The following is a 20,789-nucleotide window of genomic DNA, read 5'->3' as shown; positions in this document are numbered from 1 at the left end:
CGTGACGGTTCTTCTCGGAAGTCACGGTTTTCCCAAGAGCGGCCCGACGCGACTAGACACGTTTCACCGCCTTATGCAGCAGCCATGCGCTGATCGCGGCGACGGCGACGCCGACCGGAATCACGTAGGCGGCGAATCTCACCCCGTACAGCATCCATGTAGTCGGTATGGCTGCGTACAGGATCGGCACGTCCTCGAACATGCCGGAGCTGACTGTAAGTCCGGCGATAATGAAGAAACCGACGACGCTCCAAACGGCAACGGGATCGATCCAGAGCCGTAACACGAAGCACGCCGGAGCAAGAACGGCGGCGGTGAATGCAAGCATCAGAACAGTATGCAACGAAAGCGGCCGCCCATTGACGACGAATCCGATGGCAAGCCCGTACAGCAGGGTCAGACAGACGTTGACCGCGACGCCAAGCGCCAGCGACTTCAAGGTAAAACGAAGCAGGAGCCGGTCGTGGATGCTGAAGGAACGATACGAGCAGGGCACCCTAGCATGGGAGAAAACAAGGCCAGCCGAGGCTATGGGAATCGCCATCGCCATCGCAGTCTGCGCCACCGCACCCGTGTTCCCGTAACGCAGAAAGATCAGCGGAAGAACAAGCACGGCCATGAAGGCGAGCGTCGACCAGCGGATCAACGCCACGTATCCAATACGCAACAGGGATTTCATTTCTTTTCCGCTCCTTTGCAACGGAACCGGCTCAGCAGAGCATAGGCAGCCAAGAGCACCACAATCGGGACGACGACCACCACAGGACCGATGGGCGGCGGACTCGCCGCTTCCGCCGGCGACATCACGGTGCCGTTCAGGTTCAATCCGACGGCTCGCAGGGCATTGGCGACGTAGGGCGTCGCATAGTCGGGAAGGTCGCCCGGCAACAGGATCCACACATAGAAGAGGACACCTGAGACGATCCCGGCGGCCGTGGGATTGACGGCGATCTCGATGATCGAGTAGACCAGAGCGATCAGCAGGCTTTGCAATACGACGAAGCACAGGACCACACCTAGGTGCGGGGTCATTGCGGCGCCCGTCAGGATCATGATGGCGTCGAAGCCCAGAACGCTCAGCAGGTTCACGGCGGTCAGAACCAGCGCCCGGAATATGGCTCTGAGCGAACATGGTTTCCATGCGAAATACATCCGTGGGGGCAAGCCTCCGTAGTGTGCTTTCGAGACCCTGTCATCGCACATAAAGAGCAGCGCGAGACAGATCAGCGGCTGAGTGCCGGTGAAGAGGAAGCTGTACCCTCCAGTGATCGGGGTTCCGTTCGCCTCGCTGGAGATCCACGCGCCCAGCAGGAGGGACGATACGGACCCGAGCACCGCGGCGAGGAAATACCATGCGCTCCAGTAATACATGACCAGCGCGCGAACAGGGGAAACGGCGTTCACGACCCTACCTCCCCTGATACAGATCCGCGAGGTTCACCCCGGTCAGATCCGTGATCTGCTCGGCCCGACCATGACGAATCAGAATGCACTCGTCCGGGACCCCCTGGATCTCGTGGAGCAGATGCGTGGAAATCACCACGCAGTTCCCCTTGTCCCGATAGGCGCGAAGCGTTTCGGACAAGGAAGCTATGCCATCGGGATCCAAGCCGTTCTGCGGCTCGTCCAGGAACAGGAACCTCGGACGCGGTAGAAGCGCGAGGCACAGCTCCAAACGCTCCTTCATGCCCGTCGAGTAATCCTTCGCCTTCCTCCCCTGCGCCGCACGGGCGATGCCCACACCATCCAACGCCGATTCCGGGTCCACGTCCAAGATAACTCAGGCACGATGTGAACCGGTTGTGTTCACGGTACGGGATTGTGTCACCGATGAGGATCTGCGACCATCATCCGTGGGAACGAAAGCCGTCTCGACGACGAAACAGGATTCAGCCCTACGAACGATGGACGGGGCGTCGTTCTCTTCCTAAGTATGGAATCACCACCCAGGCAGCCGGACCGGTTGCCGGATAAAAAAAGAACCCCCAGTGCATCACGGCTCAGTCAATGACCGTCCGGAGAGGCCCTTTGGGGGATTTCACAACTTATGCTAGTAGGCTATGAACTCACAGTCAAACGCAGCAGCTGCTTCCCTCTCACAGACCCCACGGAAAGGCAGTTCGCAGGAAAGAGCCTTACTCTCGTGCATCACCAACGAACGGCTTGCCTCTTATGATTCCGAGGCCCAACGACGTTCATGCCCGGCACTGCAGCTGTATCTGTGGGATCATGACATGGCCAGTGCCTGTATGGGTGACATCGCCATTCTCGAAGTCGCCCTGCGCAACCACATGGATCAGCAGTTGTCCATCATTGCCTTGGAACAAGCAAACACCAAGGACTGGTACATGGCGGGACTCCGCTTCGACGACCGTACTCAACGCCAGATTCGCGAGGCGTGGGGACATCTCACTATTCAGCAGAAGAAACGACACACTCATGGCCATCTTGTCGCGGCACTGACGTTCGGCTTCTGGCGTAAATTGTTGGAGAACGGCGGTGCCATCCGTGCACATTGGCCGGACGAAGACAGCGCCGACTACGAGAACGACTTCTGGCGAAAGGGCATTGTCAAGGCCTTCCCCGGCGGGCGACGTCATGCCTTGGATGCGAACGCCAAATGGACAAGGAACTACGCGCTGGCCATTGTCAAGACCGTGCACGCCCTGCGCAACCGTGTCGCCCATCACGAGCCTCTCGTCAATGGCATCCCGCTTCCTGGCGAGAATCGGCGCATCGCACTGGCGGAGGCCGTGCAGGCATGCTTCGATCTGGCGATGATCATGGACCGGGATCCGTACGCATGGCTGATGGATAACAGCAAGATGAAGTTCGTGCTCGAATATGAGCCGCAGTCATTGGCAGCATTCTCGCAATAGACACCGAAACAGGAGACATCAGCCTCACGCCCGTCCACATCCCCTCCGGCAAAAGCACCGACAGCATCCTCTTCCTACCCATTACCCCGGCCTGTGCGATGGGGATTTGACAGGCCCCCGAGGAGTCCCTTGAGCCGCCAGACGCGACAGCACTGCCCCCTGTTGTGTCCGTTACTTCTCTCGTCCGCTCCGTCCGCCTGTCTCGGGGGATTCAGCGTGAAACACGTGGGGGAATCGTGTCGAGTCCCCCGGGTTCGTGGGATTCAGCGCGGTTGCGGATGGTTTCGTCGTTGAGTCCCGCGACTTGAACGCCCGCCCCGCGACCGACTGTCGATCGTGAAATGGAAATCATTGGAATTCCGCCGTTGTGCGGCGACGCTGACAGGTCGTCTCCGGTCCGATGCCGGTATGGGAGGGCGTTGCCGCGGGACCCAGCGTGAGAATCGCGGGGAATCGCTCTGATTCCCCCGGACTTGCGGGATTCAGGTGCGGAATCGGCTTTGGCTGCGCTGAATCCCCGCAGGCCGCGGTTTCCTCAAGACCGGCCCAACGCTTCCGGCGTGGCGTCCGGGACGAGGTACAGTTAGAGAGAAGTGACGACAGGCGGACACGGTGGTCCGCCGTCGGTTCGTTCGTTGATCCGTATGGGTCTTACGTGGGGAGGAAATATGGCATTGCCGCAGTCGATTCCGAACGGCGCACGCATCGTCGTGCGCGTCATCGAGGGCGTGGATCCGGCCGATGGGCGCACGAAGTTCCGCGATTATGTGGGGCATGTGCTCTCGTGGGACGGTCGCACGCTCGAACTGTCACGGGACGCGGCCGCGAACGGCTCGCGCCCGAAACAGCATGTGATGATCGATGCCGACACCATCGCCACGCTGAAGCCGGTGCCGGAGCGCCCCAAGCCACGGCCGTAGACGACCCTACAGCGCAGAACGCAGCTGGACGCGGACCGTGTGCGGCCCCGCGAGCGCGATGATGTGCTCGCCGCGGCGGGCCGAGTCCAGCAGGTCCGTCTGCCAGTGTTCCGGGGTGAAGTCGACGAGTCGCTCCTCGTAGGCGAGCTCGCCGGAAGCGCCATCCGCGCCATCCCCCTGCGACGCGATGGCGCGCTGACGTGCCTTGTAGTCGCGGAACGGTTGGCCTTCGGCGAAGAACGCCTTCATCGCGGCCGCATGCGGATCGGCCGCCCCCACCGGCACGGCGGCGGCCCGTTCGGCGTGAAGCAGGTCCGCGACGGCGGTGAGGCGCGCGGCCATGTCGCGCAGCAGCCCTTCGACGTTGGCCGCGTCCTCCTCGACCATCGCGCGCGTGCGGTCCGGGTCGGTCAGGGCGACGCGGGTCATATCGCGCCAGCTGCCGGCGGCGAGCGCGGCGGCGACGTTACGGTTCGTGTCGGCGGTGAGCTCGTTGATGAGGGCCGTGGCGACAACGTGCGGCATGTGGCTGATCATCGCGGCGGCCTTGTCGTGCGTGTCGTCGTCGAGGACGATCACGCGGTTGCCGACGCCGTCGACGATGAGTCGTGCGACGGCGAGGAACCGGTTGAAATCGGTGTCAGGGGTCACGGTGATCGCCCATAGGGCGTCGTCGTAGAGGCTCGGGTCGGCCGCCGTCCAGCCGGACAGTTCGTTGCCGGCCATCGGGTGCGCGCCGACGTAGCACTCCCCCAGTCCGGCCTCCTCGACCTGATCGCGCACCATGCCCTTGACGCTGCCCACGTCCGTGAGGGTGATGTCCGGCGCGGCGTCGAGCAGGGGCTTCAATTCGGCGAGGATCGTGGGCATGGCCTTGAGCGGGTTGCACAGGACGATCACATCCGGGCGGACCTCGACGAGGTCGGCGAGTGTCGGCATGCATCGGATGCCGGCCCGTTCAGCGTCTGCATACGGGTGCGGGCGGTGGTTCCACGCGACGACGTCGACGCCGCGGTCGACGAGTCGGCGGGCGAGGGAGCCGCCGATCAGCCCCATGCCGACGATGCCGACGGTCATCGAGATCTCTCCCCCAGTCAGCTTCGCTGACAGCCCCCTCGTCAGAGGGGGCCGAACATCCGCACGCTTGCTCGTGCCTGTTTCGTTCTTCCCTACCACAGCAGTTCCCTTTCCACGGCGGCGGCCGTCTGCCAGTCGCGTTCGATGCGCATCGCGTCGAGATGCACGCCGCCCTGGGGCAGCATCCATGCGTCGACCGGTGGGTTGGGCCTCTCGCGCCTCGGATACACGGCGAGGGTCTTGAGCCAGATGCCGTGCGTGGCGAGCGTTTCGAGCACCTCGCGGAACCGCGGCTCCCATGGGGCGGCGTCGAGCGTGTCGATGAAACTGTAGGTGCCGTCGTGGCCCTTGATGGGCCGGGACATGAAGCTGGTCATGTTGAGTCCCGCGTCACGCAGGATGTCGAGCACGTTGGCGACGACGCCCGGACCGGTGACGAGTGGAATGAATGTGATGATGGTTTCGAACTCCCCGGTGCCGTGCTTACGGAACCTCGAGGACAGGTCGCGTACGTCGTCGCGCCGGGCGAGGACTAGGAATTCTGTGCGGGCGCCGTCGAAGTCCTGCACGCGTTCGGCGAGCGTGTCGAGACCGTACAGGTCGCCGCAGATGCGCGGGCCGAATGCGATGCGTCCCGGCTTCAGGTCGCGGCATGCGGCGGCGTTGGAGGATGCGGGGACCGCCCTGAGATGATATTCGGCGATGAAGCGTTTGCACTGCGCGAGCCCGTGTGAGTGTGCGGAGACGATGACGGGTTCGTCTCCCCCATGCCCGTTCAGCGGATCGTCGCCCGCCACGGCGAACGCGTCGAAGGCGACGTCGACGCCCACGCGCGCGAATCCGGCGAGATCGGTCGAGTCGATCAGGGCGTCGAGGTTCGGCACCACGTACCCTTCGACGTTATTCTCCCATGCGATGACGCCCCAGCCGCGCCCCTGCTGGACGGCGTCGATGATGGCCGGGACGTCGGACAGGGCGGTCAGCGTGATCTCGCCGTCATCGTCTCCGTCGCCGCCGACGTACGGTCGCAGCTGATCGGCGGCCTCCATCGCCGCCTGATGGGTGAAGGTGCCTTCCGGCCCCAGATAGAACAGTTCCTTACATGCCATAGGCTCCTACTGTAGCGGCCGTGGGGTCGGACAGGCCGACCCCACGCGCACATCGTGGAACTGATTGGCGAATGTACGGATGCGCGCTCAGGAGCGCAGCAGGATCTCCGCGAGCGCTCCGGACACCGCTTCGGGCATGTCGCTCACCCAGAAGTCGTTGTCGTAGCGGGGGCCGCGGTTCATGGTCCGCATCGCGTCGAGCGCGTGCACGCCCAGTTCCCTGACCGCGTTCAGTGCGAGCTCCTTGGTGCGGTAGCGCATCTGGGCGTGCAGGAGCAGATCCATGACGTCCGATTCGATCGGGTTGTCGGCGATGGCGAGGCCGTCGGGGATCGTGATGCGCAGACCAGCCTGCGAGGAGACGTCGGGCACACGCACCGACAGGCTCATCGTCGCCTCGTCGTATGTCACGTCCGGCGTGCCGTCGCACGGCTGCCCGCCGCAGTACACCTGCACGTCGGCGGCCGACACCGGCGCGACGCCGCGGAACACGATGGTCCACTCGCGCCTGTCCGGAACGACATCCGCATCACCCGACACCGGGGCGATGGACAGACTGCTCGACATGCGAGGGCCGTTCCCGGGCGCTTCCTCGCAGTCATCGGCGTCACGCCATGTGAACGACATCGAGGTCCTTGCGGCGGCCGAATCCCGCGTGCCGTCGTCCTCACGCAACGTGAACGCACCGTCGGCTCCGGGGAAGACGACCACCTCCAGGGCGTTCGGATTGCCGACCGAGTTCACCGCGGGGTCGCCGGCGTCCGCCACCCTCTGCAACGGCACGATGCCGCCGGCCTTGGCGAACACGGGGATCCGGTCGATGCCACGCCACGCCTCGAGCCGTCGTCCGACGCCCGAGACCGTATGCGAGACATATCGGCGTCCGTCGAAGAAGTCGAACCATTCGCCGTCGGGCAGCCACACCTCGGCGCGGCCGCGTTGCGCCGCACGGTCGTTCGCCTCGACGATCGGGGCGACGATCAGCTCGGTGCCGAATCGGAACTCGTTCGGCACCTCGTATGCGTTGGCGGTGTCGGGCGACTGCCAGTACATCGGTTCCACCAGTGGCCTGCCGTCATGCGCCGCACGCCAGTCCATCGTGTACAGGTAGGGCAGCATCGCATGTCGCAGCCGCAGCATACCGGTCATCGATTCGCGCACGGCGGGCTCGAAGTTCCACGGCTCCTTGCCGGCAAACGGCAACTTGGAGGAATGCAGACGGTTGATCGGGCTGAACGTGCCGAGCTGGTACCAGCGGGCCTCGAGCTCCTCGTCACGGTAGCCGAACATATGGCCGCCGATGTCATGACTCCACCACCCGTAGCCGATGTTCGAGGCGGTGGCGGTGAAGTACGGCTGGAACCTGAGCGATTCCCAGGTCACGATCGTGTCCCCGGAGAAGCCGACCGGGTACCGGTGCGATCCGGGGCCCGCGTATCGGGAGAAGGTGATCGGCCAGCGGCCGTCTCGACCGGAGTCGAGGTAGTGCATGTGGTTGAGCATCCACAGCGGGTCGAGGCCCTTCTGACGGGTGACGCCGCCCTGCTGCCAGTCGATCCACCAGAAGTCGACGCCCTCGTCCTCCAGCGCGTGATGCATGGCGAAGTACGCATCCATGTAGTCCGGACTGGTCAGGTCGCATTCGATGCTCTCACCGCTCGCCGGATCGATGCCGACGCGCTTGGCGACTGCCGGATAGGCGTCCTCGTACGCGCGCACGCCGTCGCGCGGGTGCACGTTGAGCGTGGTCTTGAGTCCGCGCTCGTGCAGGGATTCGAGGAACGCCGGCGGATCGGGGAACAGTTTGCGGTTCCATGTGTATCCGGTCCATCCGGAACCGTATTTCGGGTCGACGTCGTCGACCAGATGCCAGTCCATGTCGATCACGGACGTGGTGAACGGGATGCCTTCGCGCTTGAACCGGTCCATGAGGTTCAGGTAGCTTTCCTGCGTGTACCGGTAGTAGCGGCTCCACCAGTTGCCGAGCGCCCATCGCGGCAGCAGCGGCGTGGGGCCGGTGAGCCGGTAGAAGTCGTGTACGGCCTCGATGTAGCGGTGCCCGTAGCCGAAGAAGTACAGGTCCGTCTCCCCGTTTGTGCGAGGCTCGACCCAACTGCCGAACGGATTGCGTTTGCCGTCGACCTCGTCCGCCTCGACGATGATGTTGGACTTCGAGTCGTCGATCACGGCCCAGCCGTCGCGGGAGATGACGCCGTCGCCGAGCGGGATCTCGCCGTCGGCCTCGTCGAGCGTGCGGGCGGTGCCCTTGAGGTTGCCGCTCTGCGCGTCGCCGTAATGCCACGTGTTGAACTGGGTGTCGGAGACGCCCTTGACCACGACGCTCAATCCCTCCTTGCTGAAGGGACGCCTGTCGTAGGTGATGTACAGCGAATCGGTGTCGATGATGACCCGGCCGTCGCGTTCGGTGAGCGTGTAGCGCACGTCCTCGCCGAGATCGCGGTTGAGCACGGTCTGGGTCGGACGGTCCTCGAACACGCCGTCGTCCGACCATTCGAAGCGGACGAGCGATGCGGTGATCATCGTGATGCGCCAGCGGTCGCCGCGGATGACGGAGTCGGCGCGCGCGAGCGGCTTCGCATCGACCTTGAAGTCCTTCGGATCGGGAGACTGCGTGTCCAAGCCGGTTTGCGGCGCGATATGCGATGCTGTCATGGTCGTTGTCCTTTCACTTGCCGGAACCGGTGGCGATGCCGGCGATGAACTGCTTCTGGAAGCACATGTACACGATAACCACCGGGATGATCGCCACCGAGGTGGCCGCGAACAGTCCGCCGTAGTCGGTGCCGTACTGGCCGGAGAACATCTTGAGGCCGACCGACAGCAGCTGCTTGTCGTCGTCGGTGATCATGAGGAACGGCCACAGGTAGTCCTCCCAGTTCCACAGGAACGTGAAGATCGCGAGCGCGGCGATGGAGTTGCGGCTCATCGGCAGCACGACCTGATGGAAGATGCGCCAGTCGCTGGCGCCGTCGAGACGCGCCGCCTCGATGATCTCGTCGGAGATGCCTCCGATGGACTGGCGGAACAGGAACACGCCGAATCCGGAGACCAGTCCGGGGATGATGAGCGCACGGTAGGTGTCGAGCCAGCCGAACTGGACCATCATGTCGTACTGCGGGATGATGGTGACGGCCCACGGCAGCATCATGGTGGCGAGCACCATGCCGAACAGCAGGTTGCGTCCGCGGAAGTGCAGCTTGGAGAACACGTAGCCGAACACGGCGCTGATGTAGATGATGAGCAGGGTCTTGAGGCTGGCCACGAACAGGGAGTTCGCGAACAGACGCAGGAAGTTGAACTTGTCCTGAATGTTGATGTAGTTGTCGATCGTGCTGGGCGTGGGGAACACGCCGCCGGTGAGCTTGACGATCTCGCTGTTGGGCGCGAACGAGGAGACCAGCATCCAGATGAACGGGATGATGGTGACGGCCGCGAGCACGAACAGCAGCGCGGTGACGATGACCGATGCGATGGTGTTCTTCTTCATCGTGATTCCTCCAGATTGTCGCCGGACGCCTTGAACATGAACAGGGTGAGCACGCCGGTCAGTGCGAACAGGATGACGCTCATCGCGGAGGCGACGCCGAAGTTGTACTTCTGGAACGCCTGGTCGTAGATGAGGTAGCTGATGGTGTAGGTGTCGGTGCCCGGTCCGCCACCGGTCATCACGAGGATCTGCACGTAGGCCTGCAGGTAGCTGATGAGCGAGGTGATGACGATGAGCAGCGTGGTCGGGCGCAGCAGCGGCAGGGTGATCGAGCGGAACGTCTGCCATTTGTTGGCGCCGTCGAGGGAGACGGCCTCGTAGACGTCCTTCGGCAGGGACATGATGCCGCCCATGTACAGGACGGTGGCGTAGCCGAAGTCTTTCCAGATGGTCATGATGATGATCGCCGGCATGGCCCACTTGGAGTCGTTGAGCCAGCTGATGTCGAGGCCGGTGATCTTGTCGATCATGCCGAATTGCGGGTCGAACATCCACATCCAGACGAACGAGACGGCCACGAGCGGTGTGATGGTGGGCATGTAGAACAGACCGCGCAGCGAGTCCTTCGCCTTGACGAGTCTGGAGGTCAGGAACATGGCGAGCGCCAGACCGATGACCACGCGGAACAGGATCGAGAAGAAGGAGAACACGGCGGTGTTCCAGATCGACTTCCAGAACAGGGAGTCGGTGAGCACCTGGGTGAAGTTGTCCAGACCGACCCAGTTGTAGGTGTCGGTCAGCGGATTCCATTCATGCAGGCTGCCGGCGAACGCCTTGAAGATCGGGTAGGCCATGAACACCGCGAAGTACGCGATGAGAAGCACCACGGACACGTTGCGCATGGACAGGATGTCGCCAAGCGCAAGGTGCCTGCGTGCCGGCATCGAGGTTGTGCGTCGTGACTTGGATGTGGTCGTTGACATTGCCATGTCTCCTTTTCAGTCCTGCTTGGCTTCGTCGTAGTGCTGGTACATGCGTTCCAGCGAGACGAAGTCGCTGTTCTTCATGTCGGTTTCGATCTGGGCCTGCGCGGCGGCTACCGCCTTGGCGATCGGCTGATGGTTCTGGAAGACGTTCTGGAAGGCGATCTTGGGGCTGCTTTCCAGCGTGGAGGGCGTCGGGCCGGGCCAGATCAGACGGTCGAGTCGGGGTTTGATCGCCGCCATGACCGGATTGGAGAGGATGTCGGGATCGTCCTGCAGTGATTTCTTGCCGGGGAAGGAGTTCTGCAGTTTGACCGCGGTGCGCACGTAGTCGTCGCCGGCGAGCATGAAGCGGATCACGTCCTGGGCGACCGCGCGCTGCTCGGCGCTCTGGTGCTTGTTGATGCCGGGCGTGGATTCGCCGTTGTACCTGTCGTAAGCGAACGGCACGTCCCTGGTGAAGGTCGGCGTCGGGAAGACGCCGTAGTCGATGTCCGGGTACTTGGTGTCGAGCGTGCCCTGCAGCGCGCCCCACGCGTAGATCATCGCGGTCTGGCCGTTGCCGAAGCTCTGTTCGGAGTTGTCTCCGAACTTGACGGAGCCGACCTTGTCCTTCTCGTACAGGTCAAGGAGGAACTGGAGGTTCTCGCGCGTGGCCTCGCTGTCGTAGTTGGCCTTCGTACCGGACTTGTCGAACATGAGCGTGCCGCGCTGGTAGTTGAGCCCCTGCCACAGGCCGTCGTAGCGGCCGTCGCCGTTCATGTTGAATCCGGCCTGCACCATCTTGCCGCCGTCGAATTTCGTGAGCTTCCTGGCGACTTCGGCGAACTCGTCCCATGTGGTGGGGATGTCGGCGTCGGTCAGTCCGGCCTCCTTCCACAGGGTCTTGTTGTAGTAGATGTTGCCGGTGTTGATCACGGAGTCGATGTAGTCGACCTGGCCGTCGACCACGTGGGTCTCGACGTTCGTGTAGTCGGCCTCGAGATCGTCGAGGTCGATGTCGTAGGCCTCCATATGCGGACGGAGCAGCGCATCCTGCGAGTTGTGCACGTTGAACAGGACCGGTGCGTTCCTGTTGCCCTTGAGCGAGAGCGGCGTCTTGACCCAGTAGTCGCTCCATGCGACCTGCGAGATCTTGAACGTGACGTTGGGGTGGATCTTCTCGTATTCATGAAGCATGGTGACGACCGGATCGGTGCTGCCGTCGCCCCAGGTCCAGTATCCGAGTTCGATGGGCTGGCCGTCGTTGACCAGATGGTTGGGATCGTATTTCAAGTGCTGTCCGAGCACCTCAAGCCCCTTGTCGGCCTTGGTGTCGATCACGCCCGACGTGCTGTTCGCACTGCAACCGTTTACACCTGCCAACAGGGCGACAGTGGCAGTCAGTGCAGCCAGCGGTTTTCTGACGTTCATTACTCCCTTACCTCCTCGTAAGCTGCGATGGGCATGGCTTTACGATAGCGAGATCAAACCGGTTCGGCAACTGCATTGCAACAAGATGTAAACCGTTACATTTGTAAACCGTTGCAAAATCATCTATGTGCACGCTAACAAGCTATTTTCCACCGGCGTGTCGTATATGCAATCATTTACATTCATGGTGAGTTCCATGCGATATTGACGTACAATGTCAGGCAGCGGCGGGACGGACACGACGTCCGCCCCATACCCCACGCCCGCAACCGACTGCACCATCGCATACGCCAAGGAGATCGCCATGAAGCCCAACATCGAGGACGTCGCCGAAAGGGCGGGGGTATCGACCGCGACGGTGTCGAGAGCGTTCTCCAAACCCGATCTCGTCTCGGAGAAGACCCGCGCCAAGGTCATGAAGGTGGCCGACGAACTTGGATTCTCCGTGTCACGCACGGCGGGAGTACTGCGCTCGGGCAGATCACGCCGCATCGCGCTGCTCGTCGGAGGGCCGAGGATCGAATGGTTCACGGCCGGACTGATCGAGGGACTCAACGCGGTATTCCGTGACGCCGGCTACGATCTGGTCGTCTACCCCATCGGCTCGGGCCAGGCGAGGCACGCATTCTTCGAGGACCTGCCCGTCTCCGGCAATGCGGACGCGGTCGTCATATCATCCTTCGCCGCCAGCCCCGAGGAGATCCAACGACTGCGCAGCGCCATGCGCATCCCCCTGATCGGCATCAACGTGACCGGCGAGGGGTTCGACGCCTCCACCGGCATCGACGACCGCCTCGGCATCCGCCTCATCGTACGGCATCTGGCGCAACTCGGACATCGCAACCTGCTGTACATGTACGAGGACTTCCACAACACCCTCGGATTCAGCTCGCTCAACCGCATCAGCGGATTCCGCGAGGCCTGCGAGCATCTCCCCGGCGTCACCGGACGCATCGTCTCCACCCGGCCGGGAGACAACATGCTCGACGCCATGGCCTCCGAGCTGCACGCATACGACGACCCGCCCACCGCCGTATGCTTCCACCAGGACTCGATGGCGATACCACTGCTGCTCAATCTGCGCCGCTACGGGCTGAGCGTACCCGACGATCTGTCGATCACGGGATTCGACGACAGCACCTTCTCGGCCGCGGCCGGCCTGACCACCATCAGACAGGACCCATACGCCATGGCCGTGGCAGCCGCGCACAAGACGCTCGATCTCATCGAAGGTCGAACACCTAAGACGCCATACGAGACATTCCCCGTACGGCTCGTCGTACGATCGACAACCGCGGCACCGGCCCGTCACTGACAGCCGGGCGGACGACCGGGAATCCTCAGGAAACCCTTCTCGGCGGGATCACGAACCAGCGGGCGGGAAGGACGAGCAGAAGCACCTGCAGCGCGATCACGCCGTAGAGCCAGATGTAGCCGGCATGCTGACTCATGAACGGCACTTCGGCGCCAAATCCGGCGACGGTGAGCACATCCCCGCCGGGGCCGCCGACGATGGCAAGACCCCATGCCACGGTGGACGAGACGGTCAGGTGCAAACCGATGCCGACAGCCCCCTGACGCGCGCGTGCGGCGTAGGTGGACAGGCCGACGATGAGGAACGCGAGCACGAGACCGTAGGGGATGTTCATCGACGCGCCCATGCGATGCGCGAACGTGCCGACGAACGCCGAACCGGCGCCGGCGGCCACCGTGACCAGCGATCGGCCGAGAGGGCCGAACCGGTGCGACCACGGCATCAGGGATACATCCCGACGAGTCGACGACGGGACCGTCTTCGACTTCGTGCCAAGGGCCTGACCTGCCTTCCGATCAGTATTCGAACCATGTCGGCGTTGCGGTTGCTGCTTCATACCGGATCACTGTACCCGCCGCCCCGACGAACCGGTGTCACGGGATGCCACGTGCGTTCTCTCCCCAGTCGGCTTCGCCGGCAGCCCCCTCGTCGGAGGAAACCAACCGAAGAGGGGGCCAACCGATCTTACGAATGTGACGAAGACGACATTTTTCGTTTTTCCGGCCGCCGTCCACCCGTACGCAACCTGCGACGCGCCTACTGATTGCTTGGCTCTTGCCAAACCCGCAAACACTACATCTAGTGGCGACACGCTCGACATGCCACAACCGATAGCGTTTTCAATCAAATGACATGGATGTAATCTATATCCCCAGCAAGCGCGCATGACGCTTTCACGCGAATAGCGCCAAGCCACAACCACCCCAGCTACGGGATTCCATCGGACCCCGCATCCAACGAGCATCAGACAAGGAACAGCCATGACCGTCACCGTGTTCACCAAGCCCCGCTGCCCGCAGTGCGACGCCACCAAGCGTCAGCTCACCAAGCTCGGCGTGCCCTTCGACACCGTTGACCTGTCCGAGAACCCGTCCACCCTGGAGCAGCTGCAGGCCGCCGGCTTCCGCCAGGCCCCGGTCGTCATCACCCCCGACAACTCGTGGACCGGCTACCGCCCCGATCTGATCAAGGAGCTCGCCAAGTCGCAGGCCACCGTCGCCGCGTGAGCGTGAGGACCGACCGTTCGATGTCCTTCACACCGAAGATCAGCACCAGCGCGGCCGGCACGCGCGGCGAGGCCGACGCATACGGCGTCGGCGGACAGCCGACCGCAGCCCGTGCGCCGAAGAGCGCGCCGATCGCCATGCACGCCGACCCGACGCCCGCAAGCGACGACACCACCCCCAGCGTCCCGGAGACCGCCGCGACGGGCGGCGCCGGCAAGTCCATCGGAGCATTGGTGTACTTCTCCTCCGCATCGGAGAACACATCCCGATTCGTCGCCGGACTGAAGCTGTCCGAACTGGGCGTCAACGTCTACCGCATTCCGCTCAAGCTCGGTCAGCCCGCACTGCAGGTACGCGAACCGTATCTGCTCATGGTGCCCACCTACGGCGGCGGAGACGCTCGCAAGGCCGTGCCGGTGCAGGTGAAGAAGTTCCTCAACAATGCGGCGAACCGCGCATGGATCCGCGGCGTCATCGCCTCGGGCAACACGAACTTCGGCTCCGCGTACGCCGCCGCCGGCGACATCATCGCCGCGAAATGCCGCGTGCCCTACCTGTATCGCTTCGAACTGATGGGCACCCGCGAGGACACGCGCAAGGTGCGCGAGGGTATCGCCCGCTTCTTCCGCGAACGGAACGCCACGGCGCGCTGATCTCCGCGCGCCTCCACGCCTTCACTAACCCACTCGACCAATCGACCACCGACCATAGGACAGCCATCTACATGACCACCACCTACGATCCCTCCACCGATTACCATGCGCTCAACGCGATGCTCAACCTCTACGACGAGCACGGCCTCATCCAGTTCGGCAAGGACAAGGAGGCGGAGCGCGCGTACGTCGCCTCCGAGATCGAACCGAACACGATGAGGTTCGACTCCACCGCCGAGCGCCTCGACTACCTCATCGGACACCAGTACTACGACGGCGACGTGTTCGCCCGCTACTCCCCCGAATTCCTCGACGCGTTCTACCAGCACGCCCAATCGAGCGGATTCGAGTTCGAGACGTTCCTCGGCGCGTTCAAGTTCTTCCGCTCCTACGCGTTGAAGTCGTTCGACGGCAAGACGTACCTCGAGGACTTCCCGCAGCGCTGCGCCGCCGTGGCGCTCGATCTCGCCGCCGGCGACGAGCATGCCGCCGAACGCTACCTCGACGAGATGCTCGCCGGCCGCTTCCAGCCGGCCACGCCGACGTTCCTCAACCTTGGCAAGGCGCAGCGCGGCGAGCCGGTCAGCTGCTTCCTCGTGCGCATCGAGGACAACATGGAGTCGATCTCGCGCGGCATCAACGCGGCCCTGCAGCTGTCCAAGCGCGGCGGCGGCGTGGCCCTGCTGCTGTCGAACCTCAGGGAGCTCGGCGCGCCGATCAAGCACATCGAGAACCAGTCCAGCGGCGTCGTGCCGGTCATGAAGCTTCTGGAGGACTCGTTCTCCTACGCGAACCAGCTCGGCGCGCGTCAGGGCGCCGGCGCCGTGTACCTGAACGCCCATCACCCCGACATCATGCGTTTCCTCGACACCAAGCGCGAGAACGCCGACGAGAAGATCCGCATCAAGTCGCTCGCCCTGGGCGTCGTCGTGCCGGACATCACATTCGAACTGGCCAAGCGCAAGGAGCAGATGGCTCTGTTCAGCCCGTACGACGTCGAACGCGTCTACGGCAAGCCGTTCGCCGACATCTCGGTGAGCGAGCACTATGACGAGATGCTCGCCGACGAGCGCATCAGCAAGACGTACATCGACGCGAGGAAGTTCTTCACGACGCTCGCCGAGCTCCAGTTCGAATCCGGATACCCGTACATCGTGTTCGAGGACACCGTCAACCGCGCCAACCCGATCGACGGCCGCGTGACCATGTCGAACCTGTGCTCGGAGATCCTGCAGGTGCAGGAGCCGAGCACGTACGCGGAGGACCTGTCCTACACGCATGTGGGCCGCGACGTGTCCTGCAACCTCGGTTCGCTCAACATCGCCAAGGCGATGGACGGCGGCCTCGCCGACACGGTCGAGACGGCAATCCACGCGCTGACCGCCGTGGCCGAACACACGAGCATCGACGCGGTGCCCTCCATCCGCCGCGCCAACGAGGAGGGCCACGCGATCGGCCTCGGCCAGATGAACCTGCACGGCTTCCTCGCACGCGAGGGCATCATGTACGGCTCCGACGAAGCGCTCGACTTCACCGACATGTACTTCATGACCGTCGCCTACCACGCCTACAAGGCCTCGCACGAGCTGGCCGTCCGCCATGGCAAGGCGTTCGTCGGCTTCGAACGCTCCGACTACGCCAAGCCCGCCGGTCAAGGCAACTACTTCGACAAGTACACGGATGGCCGCCGTTCGATCGAACCGCGCACCGAACGCGTGCGCGAGCTGTTCGCACGTTTCGGCGTCGCCATCCCGACCGTCGCCGACTGGCAGGCGCTGCGCGACGAGATCCTCGCCGACGGCATCTACAACCAGAACCTGCAGGCCGTGCCGCCGACCGGATCGATCTCGTACATCAACCACTCCACGTCGTCGATCCACCCGATCGCCTCGAAGATCGAGATCCGCAAGGAAGGCAAGATCGGCCGCATGTACTACCCGGCGCCGTACATGACGAACGACAACCTCGAGTACTTCAAGGACGCCTACGAGATCGGATGGCAGGCGATCGTCGACACGTACGCCGAGGCCACGCAGCACGTCGATCAGGGCCTGTCCCTGACGCTGTTCTTCCCCGACACGGCCACCACGCGCGACGTGAACAAGGCGCAGATCTACGCCTGGCGCAAGGCTATCAAGACCCTCTACTACATCCGCATCCGCCAGCAGGCCCTCGAAGGCACCGAAGTGGCCGGCTGCGTGTCGTGCATGCTGTAAGGACAATATGTCACCGATGATCTACCGCATGATCCTGCGTCTGACGGCGCCGGAGGAGTACGCGGACAAATACGGCGAACACGACGACGACAACGCAAACGAGTAAATACAGGAAACGAGGAACGAATATGGCACCGATCTCCGTACCGCGCAAGCCGCTCAAGCTCATCGACCGCGTCAGCGCGATCAACTGGAACCGTCTCGAGGACGACAAGGACCTCGAGGTGTGGGACCGTCTGACCGGCAACTTCTGGCTGCCGGAGAAGGTTCCGGTCTCGAACGACATCCCCAGCTGGCAATCGATGAGCGAGGAGGAGCACACGCTCACGATGCGCGTGTTCACCGGTCTCACGCTGCTCGACACGATCCAGGGCACGGTCGGCGCGGTCTCGCTGATCCCCGACGCGCTCACCCCGCACGAGGAGGCCGTGTACACGAACATCGCGTTCATGGAGTCCGTGCATGCGAAGAGCTACTCGTCGATCTTCTCGACGCTGTGCTCCACCGAGCAGATCGACGCCGCGTTCTCGTGGAGCGAGGAGAACGAGTACCTGCAGAAGAAGGCGCAGATCGTCCTCGACTACTACGAGGGCGACAGCCCCCTGAAGCGCAAGGTCGCCTCCACGCTGCTGGAGTCGTTCCTGTTCTATTCGGGCTTCTACCTGCCGATGTACTTCTCGAGCCATGCGAAGCTGACGAACACGGCCGACGTGATCCGACTCATCATCCGCGACGAGGCCGTGCACGGCTACTACATCGGCTACAAGTACCAGCGTGGTCTCGAACTCGTGAACGAGGCGAAGCGCGAGGAGATGCGCGAGTACACGTACGAGCTGCTCAACGAGCTGTACGACAACGAGGTGGAGTACACCGAGTCGCTGTATGCGGGCGTGGGCCTGGTCGAGGACGTGGAGAAGTTCCTGCGCTACAACGGCAACAAGGCGCTGATGAACCTCGGCTACCCGGCGCTGTTCCCGGCCGAGATCTGCGATGTGAATCCGGCGATCATCGCGTCCCTCTCCCCCAACGCTGACGAGAACCACGACTTCTTCTCCGGCTCCGGCTCCTCCTACGTGATGGGCAAGGCCGAGGAGACCGACGACGAGGACTGGGACTTCTGAATCGGTGACGCGCCCTCCGCATCGGACGTTCGGATGCGGGGGGCGAGTCACAACGTGGTTCCCGGCGTCTTTTCGATACGTTGTGACGATTTCCGCTGTCACAACTCACCCGAATCATCGTGAATCGCACGTTGTGACAAGAACGCCGGCCCAACGGCGTAAGACGACGGAGAGACGATGGGGAGCTGGTCGGCGGAAAGCCTGAAATTCCGCCATTCTGTCGATCCCCTTTGTCATGTGATCGCACGCGCCGCCAACGATCCGTGTCACAACACGCGAAGATCGCCGGGAATCGTACGTTGTGACAGCTTTTCTTGTCACAACGTACCCGAATCGGCGTGGATCTGCACGTTGTGACAGCACGTTGTGACAATCACCGAACAATCACCGAACCACCAGAAGCACCAGAGACACGAAAAGGCTTTCCAAGGATCCGCGATGGATCTTCGGAAAGCCTTTTTGATAGCTCCGCTTGATTGACGGTTACTTGGCCTGCGCGGCGGCCTCCTGGGCGGCGTTCTGGCGGCGCTGCTTGGCGCGCCACTTGTACCAGTCCTCACGGCCGAGGATGATCTTGCGCACGCGGACGGACTCCGGGGTGACCTCGACGCACTCGTCCTCGTTCGCGAAGTCGAGGGACTCCTCGAGGCTCATCTTGATCGGCGGGGTGAGGGTCTCGAGCACGTCGGCGGTGGAGGAGCGCATGTTGGTCATGTGCTTGGCCAGCGTGATGTTGACGTCCAGCTCATCGGGCTTGTTGTTGACGCCGACGACCTGGCCCTCGTAGACCGGGGACTGCGGCTCGACGAAGAAGTTGCCGCGGGCCTGCAGACGCTGCATGGCGTACGGGGTGGCAATGCCCTTGCGGTCGGAGACCATGGAGCCGTTCTGACGGGTCACGATCTGGCCGGCCCACGGCGCGTAGCCGGCGGAGATGGAGGCGGCGATGCCGGTGCCGCGCGTGGCGGACAGCAGCGCGGTGCGGAAGCCGATCAGGCCACGGGACGGCACGGTGAACTGCAGGCGCACCCAGCCGGAGCCGTGGTTGGACATGGAGTCCATGCGGCCCTTGCGGTCGGCCATGAGCTGGGTCACGGTGCCCATGTACTCCTCGGGCACGTCGATGGTGGTGTTCTCCATCGGCTCGTTGACCACGCCGTCGATCTTCTTGGTGACGACCTGCGGACGGCCAACGGTCAGCTCGTAGCCTTCACGGCGCATCTCCTCGGCGAGGACGGCCAGCGCCAGCTCGCCGCGGCCCTGCACCTCCCACGCGTCAGGACGGTCGGTAGGCAGCACCTTGATGGACACGTTGCCGATGAGCTCACGGTCGAGACGGTCCTTGATCATGCGGGCGGTGAGCTTGTGGTCCTTGCCCTCGGTGCCGGCCAGCGGGGAGTCGTTGACGCCGAAGGTCATGGAGATGGCCGGGTCGTCGACGTGGATGAGCGGCAGCGGCTTCGGGTTATCCGGGTCGACGATGGTCTCGCCGATCATGATGTCGTTGACGCCGGCGACGGCGACGATGTCGCCCGGGCCCGCGGATTCGACGGAGATGCGCTCGAGGCCCTGCGTGCGCAGCAGCTCGGTGACGCGGAAGTTCTCGATGGTGCCGTTGACACGGCTCAGACCGTAGTTCTTGCCCTTCTCGAGCGTGCCGTTGTAGATGCGGACGAGGCCGAGTCGGCCGAGGAAGTCGGAGGAGTCGATGTTGGCGACGTGCGCCTGCAGCGGGGCGCCCTCCTCGTACTCCGGGGCGGGGATGTACTTGATGATGTCCTCGAACAGCGGCTCGAGGTTGTCGTTGTCCGGCAGGGCGCCGTCGGCCGGCTGATTGACGGACGCGTATCCGGCCTTGGCGGCGCAGTAGACCACCGGCAGCTCGAGCAGGTGGTCGAGGTCGAGGTCGATGCCCTCCTCGACGACGTCCTGGGCGAGGCCCAGCAGCAGGTCGGTGGACTCGGAGACGACCTCGGAGATGCGGGCGTCCGGACGGTCGACCTTGTTGACGCACAGGATGACCGGCAGCTTGGCCTCGAGGGCCTTGCGCAGCACGAAGCGGGTCTGCGGCAGCGGGCCCTCGGAGGCGTCGACGAGCAGCACGACGCCGTCGACCATCGAGATGCCGCGCTCGACCTCGCCGCCGAAGTCGGCGTGGCCGGGGGTGTCGATGATGTTGAGGGTGATGCCCTCCGGGTGGCCGTACTTGGCGGCCAACGGACCGGTGTACTCAACGGCCGTGTTCTTGGCGAGGATGGTGATGCCCTTCTCGCGCTCGAGATCGTTGGAGTCCATCACTCGGTCCGGCACTTCCTCACGCTCGGAAAAGACGTGGGACTGCTGAAGCATCGCGTTCACCAGCGTGGTCTTGCCGTGGTCGACGTGAGCCACAATCGCCACATTACGGATATCACCGCGAACCGCCATCG

18 protein-coding genes are annotated in these 20,789 nt (G+C 63.5%); 7 read left to right on the top strand and 11 right to left on the bottom strand.

Annotated features, from left to right (window positions below; genetic code table 11):
* Positions 1-52: 52 nt before the first annotated feature.
* From EMB92_RS00290 to EMB92_RS00280, 3 genes are read right to left on the bottom strand one after another with little or no spacing between them, the layout of a single operon-like run.
* Entirely contained in the window at positions 53-679 is a 627-nt protein-coding gene (locus EMB92_RS00290) for a cytochrome C oxidase subunit IV (protein ID WP_150393398.1), read from the bottom strand.
* Entirely contained in the window at positions 676-1,404 is a 729-nt protein-coding gene (locus EMB92_RS00285) for a hypothetical protein (RefSeq protein ID WP_150393397.1), read from the bottom strand. Before EMB92_RS00285 ends, EMB92_RS00290 begins: the two co-directional genes overlap by 4 nt.
* Positions 1,405-1,408: 4 nt before the next feature.
* On the bottom strand, positions 1,409-1,768 hold the full coding sequence (locus tag EMB92_RS00280) for an AAA family ATPase (protein ID WP_223847484.1): 360 nt from the start codon (positions 1,766-1,768) through the stop codon (positions 1,409-1,411).
* Between the two features lie 481 nt (positions 1,769-2,249).
* Between EMB92_RS00280 and EMB92_RS00275 the strand changes: the two genes are divergently transcribed.
* Both EMB92_RS00275 and EMB92_RS00270 read left to right on the top strand, forming a co-directional pair.
* A complete protein-coding gene (locus EMB92_RS00275) occupies positions 2,250-2,879 on the top strand; it encodes a DNA-binding protein (RefSeq protein WP_395951481.1) in 630 nt (209 codons plus the stop codon).
* A gap of 668 nt (positions 2,880-3,547) precedes the next feature.
* A complete protein-coding gene (locus EMB92_RS00270) occupies positions 3,548-3,799 on the top strand; it encodes a DUF6725 family protein (protein ID WP_043164281.1) in 252 nt (83 codons plus the stop codon).
* 6 nt (positions 3,800-3,805) lie between these two features.
* Here EMB92_RS00270 and EMB92_RS00265 read toward each other — a convergent pair whose 3' ends face one another.
* The 6 genes from EMB92_RS00265 to EMB92_RS00240 form a co-directional block, all read right to left on the bottom strand.
* A complete protein-coding gene (locus EMB92_RS00265; protein ID WP_150393395.1) occupies positions 3,806-4,876 on the bottom strand; it encodes a prephenate dehydrogenase in 1,071 nt (356 codons plus the stop codon).
* A gap of 92 nt (positions 4,877-4,968) precedes the next feature.
* Positions 4,969-5,985, bottom strand: coding sequence for a prephenate dehydratase (locus tag EMB92_RS00260; RefSeq protein ID WP_150393394.1), 1,017 nt, complete (start codon positions 5,983-5,985; stop codon positions 4,969-4,971).
* A gap of 87 nt (positions 5,986-6,072) precedes the next feature.
* Complete coding sequence (locus EMB92_RS00255) at positions 6,073-8,658, bottom strand: glycoside hydrolase family 31 protein (protein ID WP_150393393.1); 2,586 nt, start codon at positions 8,656-8,658, stop codon at positions 6,073-6,075.
* A 13-nt stretch (positions 8,659-8,671) separates the two neighbouring features.
* Positions 8,672-9,493 (bottom strand): carbohydrate ABC transporter permease, encoded by an 822-nt coding sequence (locus EMB92_RS00250; protein ID WP_150393392.1) that lies wholly within the window; start codon positions 9,491-9,493, stop codon positions 8,672-8,674.
* Entirely contained in the window at positions 9,490-10,377 is an 888-nt protein-coding gene (locus EMB92_RS00245) for a carbohydrate ABC transporter permease (RefSeq protein WP_223847565.1), read from the bottom strand. The genes EMB92_RS00250 and EMB92_RS00245 overlap by 4 nt, the downstream gene beginning before the upstream one ends.
* A 54-nt stretch (positions 10,378-10,431) precedes the next feature.
* Positions 10,432-11,829, bottom strand: coding sequence for an extracellular solute-binding protein (locus EMB92_RS00240; protein ID WP_150393390.1), 1,398 nt, complete (start codon positions 11,827-11,829; stop codon positions 10,432-10,434).
* A gap of 304 nt (positions 11,830-12,133) precedes the next feature.
* On the opposite strand from EMB92_RS00240, the gene EMB92_RS00235 reads away from it, so the two are divergent.
* Entirely contained in the window at positions 12,134-13,144 is a 1,011-nt protein-coding gene (locus EMB92_RS00235) for a LacI family DNA-binding transcriptional regulator (protein ID WP_150393389.1), read from the top strand.
* 25 nt (positions 13,145-13,169) lie between these two features.
* Here EMB92_RS00235 and EMB92_RS00230 read toward each other — a convergent pair whose 3' ends face one another.
* Positions 13,170-13,586, bottom strand: a complete 417-nt coding sequence (locus tag EMB92_RS00230; RefSeq protein ID WP_150393884.1) for an alcohol dehydrogenase — start codon at positions 13,584-13,586, stop codon at positions 13,170-13,172.
* A gap of 538 nt (positions 13,587-14,124) precedes the next feature.
* Between EMB92_RS00230 and EMB92_RS00225 the strand changes: the two genes are divergently transcribed.
* The 4 genes from EMB92_RS00225 to nrdF all read left to right on the top strand — a co-directional run bounded on the left by EMB92_RS00225 (position 14,125) and on the right by nrdF (position 18,360).
* Positions 14,125-14,370 carry a glutaredoxin family protein gene (locus tag EMB92_RS00225; protein WP_043164293.1) on the top strand — a complete coding sequence of 82 codons (246 nt, stop codon included), beginning with the start codon at positions 14,125-14,127 and terminating at the stop codon, positions 14,368-14,370.
* Positions 14,371-14,507: 137 nt separating this feature from the next.
* Positions 14,508-15,023, top strand: coding sequence for a class Ib ribonucleoside-diphosphate reductase assembly flavoprotein NrdI (gene nrdI, locus EMB92_RS00220; protein ID WP_150393883.1), 516 nt, complete (start codon positions 14,508-14,510; stop codon positions 15,021-15,023).
* A gap of 71 nt (positions 15,024-15,094) precedes the next feature.
* Positions 15,095-17,239: a class 1b ribonucleoside-diphosphate reductase subunit alpha gene (nrdE, locus tag EMB92_RS00215; RefSeq protein WP_150393388.1), complete on the top strand. Its 2,145-nt coding sequence runs from the start codon at positions 15,095-15,097 to the stop codon at positions 17,237-17,239.
* Positions 17,240-17,367: 128 nt separating this feature from the next.
* A complete protein-coding gene (gene nrdF / locus EMB92_RS00210) occupies positions 17,368-18,360 on the top strand; it encodes a class 1b ribonucleoside-diphosphate reductase subunit beta (protein ID WP_150393387.1) in 993 nt (330 codons plus the stop codon).
* A 483-nt stretch (positions 18,361-18,843) separates the two neighbouring features.
* On the opposite strand, the gene typA is transcribed toward nrdF, so the two are convergent.
* Positions 18,844-20,787, bottom strand: a complete 1,944-nt coding sequence (gene typA / locus EMB92_RS00205) for a translational GTPase TypA (RefSeq protein WP_150393386.1) — start codon at positions 20,785-20,787, stop codon at positions 18,844-18,846.
* Between the last annotated feature and the right edge of the window lie 2 nt (positions 20,788-20,789).

The sequence above is a fragment of the Bifidobacterium callitrichos genome (assembly GCF_008698085.1).
GTDB lineage: Bacteria > Actinomycetota > Actinomycetes > Actinomycetales > Bifidobacteriaceae > Bifidobacterium > Bifidobacterium callitrichos.
Note: the sequence above shows the minus strand (reverse complement) of the source record. Positions and strands in the feature narration are given on the sequence as shown.

Excerpts from the sequence above, each read along its gene's own strand:
- EMB92_RS00225 (WP_043164293.1), top strand. The coding sequence starts at position 14,125 with ATGACCGTCACCGTGTTCACCAAGCCCCGCTGCCCGCAGTGCGACGCC.
- EMB92_RS00260 (WP_150393394.1), bottom strand. The coding sequence starts at position 5,985 with ATGGCATGTAAGGAACTGTTCTATCTGGGGCCGGAAGGCACCTTCACC.
- EMB92_RS00255 (WP_150393393.1), bottom strand. The coding sequence starts at position 8,658 with ATGACAGCATCGCATATCGCGCCGCAAACCGGCTTGGACACGCAGTCT.
- EMB92_RS00240 (WP_150393390.1), bottom strand. The coding sequence starts at position 11,829 with ATGAACGTCAGAAAACCGCTGGCTGCACTGACTGCCACTGTCGCCCTG.
- EMB92_RS00235 (WP_150393389.1), top strand. The coding sequence starts at position 12,134 with ATGAAGCCCAACATCGAGGACGTCGCCGAAAGGGCGGGGGTATCGACC.
- nrdI (WP_150393883.1), top strand. The coding sequence starts at position 14,508 with ATGCACGCCGACCCGACGCCCGCAAGCGACGACACCACCCCCAGCGTC.
- typA (WP_150393386.1), bottom strand. The coding sequence starts at position 20,787 with ATGGCGGTTCGCGGTGATATCCGTAATGTGGCGATTGTGGCTCACGTC.
- EMB92_RS00275 (WP_395951481.1), top strand. The coding sequence starts at position 2,250 with ATGGGTGACATCGCCATTCTCGAAGTCGCCCTGCGCAACCACATGGAT.
- nrdF (WP_150393387.1), top strand. The coding sequence starts at position 17,368 with ATGGCACCGATCTCCGTACCGCGCAAGCCGCTCAAGCTCATCGACCGC.
- EMB92_RS00290 (WP_150393398.1), bottom strand. The coding sequence starts at position 679 with ATGAAATCCCTGTTGCGTATTGGATACGTGGCGTTGATCCGCTGGTCG.
- EMB92_RS00245 (WP_223847565.1), bottom strand. The coding sequence starts at position 10,377 with ATGCCGGCACGCAGGCACCTTGCGCTTGGCGACATCCTGTCCATGCGC.
- EMB92_RS00230 (WP_150393884.1), bottom strand. The coding sequence starts at position 13,586 with ATGCCGTGGTCGCACCGGTTCGGCCCTCTCGGCCGATCGCTGGTCACG.
- EMB92_RS00265 (WP_150393395.1), bottom strand. The coding sequence starts at position 4,876 with ATGACCGTCGGCATCGTCGGCATGGGGCTGATCGGCGGCTCCCTCGCC.
- EMB92_RS00250 (WP_150393392.1), bottom strand. The coding sequence starts at position 9,493 with ATGAAGAAGAACACCATCGCATCGGTCATCGTCACCGCGCTGCTGTTC.
- nrdE (WP_150393388.1), top strand. The coding sequence starts at position 15,095 with ATGACCACCACCTACGATCCCTCCACCGATTACCATGCGCTCAACGCG.
- EMB92_RS00270 (WP_043164281.1), top strand. The coding sequence starts at position 3,548 with ATGGCATTGCCGCAGTCGATTCCGAACGGCGCACGCATCGTCGTGCGC.